The sequence below is a fragment of the Bartonella senegalensis OS02 genome (genome assembly GCF_000312545.1).
GTDB lineage: Bacteria > Pseudomonadota > Alphaproteobacteria > Rhizobiales > Rhizobiaceae > Bartonella > Bartonella senegalensis.
In genome coordinates this window covers 589,971-595,457 of sequence record NZ_HE997540.1, presented here as the reverse complement: position 1 = coordinate 595,457, position 5,487 = coordinate 589,971, and the positions used below count along the sequence as shown (strand labels likewise).

The following is a 5,487-nucleotide window of genomic DNA, read 5'->3' as shown; positions in this document are numbered from 1 at the left end:
TGAATGAAAACCTATACCTTAGCTGATGTTGCAGTATTAATTGATAAATATGATGGTGATATTGTTAATTTTTGTTCTGAAGAAAATGCGGTTGATGATCTCGTGATTGAAAAGGCAGAGAAAGCTCTTGGTTTACAATTCACATCCTCTTACAAGAATTTTTTAAAACATTATAAAGGCGGGGACATTGCTGGTTATGAAATCTATAGTCTTTATAAGGATTGTGGAAAAGATATTCCTTTTGATGATATTGTTCACCAAAACTTAAATTATTATAGAAAACATGGTTTTCTAACACCAGAACAGCTTGCTGTTAGCAGAACAGATTTTGGTGAAACTTTTTATTTTGATTATACACAGTTTCGGGATGGAGAATGCCCACTCTATGTCATGCTTCCATCTGAAGATTGCGAATATTACGCGAGTAATTTTTATGAATTCCTTTGCAAAAGAATTAAAGAAAGCGTGGGAGATGAGATACCTGATGGTGATCAACCAATTGAAAAACCAGAGAACCCTCCCACTCCACAACCTATTCCTTTTTACAAGCGCTTTTGGAAAAAGTTATGGGGGAGATGACATGGATGGTGAGGAAATCTCTAGTCTTTCTAGAGATCCTCAGTATTATATAAGTAATTTTTATACAAAAGAATTAAGGAGCATGCAGGGGAGGATTCATGAAAACTTACACTTTAGCTGATGTTGCACAATTAGTTGATAAGTAGGATAATTGCGATTTATTGATTTTTATGAAAACATTTAAAGAGAAACTGATAACTATAGAGATGAGCAAAATCCCTTTTAATAGACTTTTGTCAGTTTAGTCAGTTCTTTTTAGACCCTATAATATTTTTTTAATGAGAGAAAATTAAAAACATTATATTTCAATATGTTAGTATTTTAATGATACAACCCTTATTAAGATGCAATCCATAAATTCAACTCATAATATATATTTGTCAGTATTCTGTCAGTAAATTGAACTGACAAAAGTAATCATTTTAGTGAGTGATTAAAACGTGCTTTCTGAAAAGCATGTGATCCTTTAAAGCTTTTCAAAAGACAGTTTATAATCATAAGAAATGCTATCAAGATCATTATGGTTATGAGTTTTGAAGGGGTTTTGAGTTTTGAGGGTTGCTGCTTTTATATAAAAAATAGCAAAAAATAAAAACTTTATATTTCAATGTGTTAGTATTTTACAGATCTTCAAAAAACAACCTATATCGATATTATAACCTATGAATTCAACTAATGATATAGGTTTCGAGGGGGTTTTGACAATTTTTGCACCTTCAAAACCTATAAGTAATATAAGAAAATAAAGATACAAAACTCTCTTTAAAGAGGTTTTTTAAAAACAATAAAGCTATCATTTGAGATTACGGTATAATCTTTTAAAGGCAATCCACATAAATCTCATCTTGTTTAAGAGGGGATTTCTTATAAGTCTTAAAGCAATCCAAATAAGGGTGTTTAAAAGTGCAAATGTTCTTTTTTTAGAATAACGCATATAAACACTCCTTTTAGATTGTATGTAAGCAATTTATAAAAGGGGTATAAATCTATAGTTATAAGATCTTATACCCCTTATGATTAGCATACCCATTATGTGAGCATGCTTTATAAGTCTATTCAGTTTCTCTCATTTCTAATTTTGGTAGGCTCTTAACGATTTTCATTGTCTCTAAACTTACGGTAATAACCCTTTGAAACAACTCCAATGGATAAGCAGGGTTCCCCATTGTCTCAACAGCATAGCGATTGGCATCATTCACAATGCCACTTTTTTTATCGGTCTTAATACATTGACGCCCCATAACCCATTCAAGAGCGGGTCTACCATTTACGATATATTCATAAGCTTCAAGAGGGATATCAGTCATTATGATATTGCTGTTATAAATAACTGTAGATTTATCCTTTTCCTTACTATTCTTAATTTTTGCGAATTTCATTTCATTCACGTAATAGAATTCTTTAGGATTAGAGATATCAGTCTGTTTTGGATTTCCTTTTTTAAATGTAACTGGATAAGGTTTCACATCTTCATAATTTATGTGCAAATGACCCAGTTCACGCCCTGCTGTAACAAATTTCCAAAAGTCCTCAGCAGTTTTTACACAAGGAATACGAGGCAATTCTTTAGAGAGGTTATCAGCATAATGGGAACGATAATCTTCTGAATGAAGTAAACCGTAAACGTAATAAAATAGATCATCTTTTGTTATGGTTTCATTAGGATAAGCTACTTTAAAATGTGCTAATCCTTCATCCGTAATGGCATCACGCCGTTGTAAACCAGCTGTTTTGCTATCTTCTGTAGCATTTGCAAATAAATGGGATTGTTTTTCACTTTTACTTTTTGAAACCGGAGTGTCTTCATAAATATAACGTGGAAAGCATTGACTTTTCTCTATTGAATCAAAGTTAGGTAAATTCTTAGCCATAAGAACAGAAAAGCCCCCCATTGCTCCTATACCTGTAAGTTGTATTATTTTGTTCTCAACCGCTTTTTCCATAGGAAATATACACGGCATTTTGGAAACTCTATCGTTGAAGGCGCGATTATAATAAAGCCACTGTTATGTAAAAGGGCGATAAAGGCTTTGAATAAAGCATGTATCTTCAAATTCGAAAATTTTTCCTTTTACCAGTTCCTGCTTAACATTATGGCTCCAACTTATCTTTTTCTCATCCGCATTAACAAAATTATCTACAACCTTTGTACGTGCTTTATGGTCAGTGTGATAAGTGTCATTAAAACGTTTCACTTCTTTATTATAGAAGCTAATCATGCCGTGTATATTTTTTGATAAAGCATCACGGCTAGAGTTGTATGTCCAAGCATCACGATTGGTTTTTAGACCACAAGAATAAATCTCAAACAGTTTTTTATCATGTCCTTTTTTAGCACCCATAGCTAAAAATGCTTTGAAACTGTCATCCCGTTGACCAAGCCAATCCCCGTGTTTATCTGGTGTAATTATTTGCCAGCCTTTTTTGCTCCGTGTAATGCCTTCAATACTAGCAAGAGCCTCGATTATCTTAAGCTTTTTTTCTTTTGTGAGTGAATCTCCAATGTCATGATAGTAAATTTTACAATCTCCAGAAACATTGGGATTTTTGATAAACAATGTCACGGCAATACCCGTCATACTACCATTGCCAAAAACATTTTCTCCTTCTTGAGAATTTTTTTTGTTCATCATATTTTTACGAATATCCCCTCGTAAATTAAGCACATAAATGCTCGTAAATTCTTTGGCTAAAGATTTTCGTAAGCCATCCATAGAATACCCACTGATGAAATTTCCATTTGTGACAAAGTCGATTACCACAGCGTTATCAATACGGTCACTAGCCCAACGAATAGCACGAATATAACTATCATAAAGCGCTTGCCTAAGATTTGCTTTAGATTGAGCAGCATAGGTTTCACGAATACGGTCATTTAATATAGGATAGGGAGTGTTCTTTGCATTATCGTTTTCACTTTTTTGACCTGTGGAATAAGGAGGATTGCCAAAGATAACTTCGATATTCAGATTTTTTTGATGTTCTAAATATTCACTGTTTTCTTTCATAGTACCTTCCATCAGATCTTTTTTCTCAAAAAGATGAAACGTATCGGTTAAACCAATATGCTTGAATGGGATATAATTCCCTTTCATAAGACCATGATAGGTTGCTTCTATATTAATGGCTGCTATATAATAAGCCAGTAAAACAATCTCATTGGCATGGATATCATAACGGTATTTATACTCCATGTCCTCTGGTTTTATAAGATTTGATTGTAACAACCGTGTGATAAAGGTACCAGTGCCCGTAAAAGGGTCAAGAATAGAAACACCACGTGATCCTAGACTTTTTCCAAATTCATTGCGTAAAACATCATCAACAGAGTGAATGATAAAATCAACAACCTCAATGGGGGTATAAACAATTCCTAATTTTTCTACTGTACGTGGAAAAGCATAACGGAAAAATTCATTATACAGCTCTACAATTAAGCTTTGTTGTGCTTCAAAATTGGTAATTCCACGCGTATAAAATTGTATACTCCTAGAAATATTGTTGAGATCTTGAGATTCTTCTTTAAGAGTAAACTTATCAAGGATATTGAGTACACGTTGTAAAGCACAAGATACGGGATTTTCTTGAACAAACTGATGCCCCTCAAATAAAGCATTAAAGACTGGACGCGTCACAAGATGTTGCGCAAGCATTTCAATCGCATTTTGTTCTGAAATAGTTGTATTTAAATTGCTACGCAATTCGGTCATAAAATCATTAAACACCTGCCATGTTTCAGTTTCTGATTTTGTTAAAATCTCAGTTAAGCGTGTGATATGAGTTTGAGCAAGATCACCAACATTTATTGCCCATTTTTTCCAATAGCTAGGGTCGTAAAATCTCTTAACAATAGCAGCTTTAATGGCATCTTTACATTTAGAAAAAAGGGGGAGTTCTCCTTGTTCTCCACTTGTGTGAGAGGCTTCATAAGTTGCTAACCCAATATTAAGTCCTGAATATTCTAATTTTGAGCGTGTAGGTAAATCATCAATAACCGTGGTCGTATCTTCTAACGCAAGTTCTTGAGAAGCAGCAACGATTTCAAGGGCATGGCTTACGTCTTGTTTTTTGTGCATATGGTGAATTATTTTATTAAAGTTGTCATCATGGGCACGTAAAGCATTGAGAACTTGCCAGATGACATTATACTTTTGGTTGTTGTCTAAGGCTATTTCCGGCGGAATATCAGCGGGTATCCCAATGGGGAGAATGATATAGCCTCTTTTTTTACCCTCGGCTCGACGCATGACGCGTCCTATCGCTTGAATAATCTCAATTTGACTTTTACGCGGGTGTAAAAACATAATGGCATCAAGAGCAGGAACATCAACACCTTCAGAAAGACAGCGCACATTGGTGAGTACACGGCAAGTATTTTCCCCCGCATCTTCCTTTAACCAGTCAAGTTGTTTTGTACGCTCTTTAGCACTAAAGGTTCCATCAATATGGGCAAGGGTACAGTTAAGAGGGGGAATATCTTTATGGTTTTTATGAAGAGCGCGCAAAGATTCTTGCACTTTTTCTTTTTTAAATCTTTTGCATATGCGTTTAGAAGTATCAATATCTTTGCAAAAAGCCAAAGCTCTACGCATGGGCTTAGGGTCATCTTCAAGATCAAGTTTCAGATCCATTTTGGTAAGGGCTCTATAACAGCCATTAATCTTGGTTCTATCGTCAAGAATAAGTTCATAATTTTTATCAGTAATAAGATGTTGAATGGATTGGCTTACTTCTTTTTCATTGACAACTAATATGATAACTTTACAAGGTGATAACAGCTTATCCTCTAAAGCACGTGAAAAGCTGTAAGTGTAAAGTTGTTTGCCATAGAGTTTTTCATTATCCATGGACACCAAAACGTTATTGGAGAAGACAGCATTCCTTTTTAGCTTGTCACTAAAGATCTTA

Annotated in this window: 1 protein-coding gene and 1 pseudogene; one reads left to right on the top strand and one right to left on the bottom strand. The window is 34.2% G+C overall.

What is annotated here, in order from left to right:
- The first annotated feature begins 3 nt into the window (after positions 1–3).
- Entirely contained in the window at positions 4–579 is a 576-nt protein-coding gene (locus tag BN200_RS02370; protein WP_019220828.1) for an SMI1/KNR4 family protein, read from the top strand.
- A 1,052-nt stretch (positions 580–1,631) separates the two neighbouring features.
- On the opposite strand, the pseudogene BN200_RS02360 reads toward BN200_RS02370, so the two are convergent.
- Positions 1,632–5,487: pseudogene (locus BN200_RS02360) on the bottom strand (type ISP restriction/modification enzyme); the annotation flags it as partial.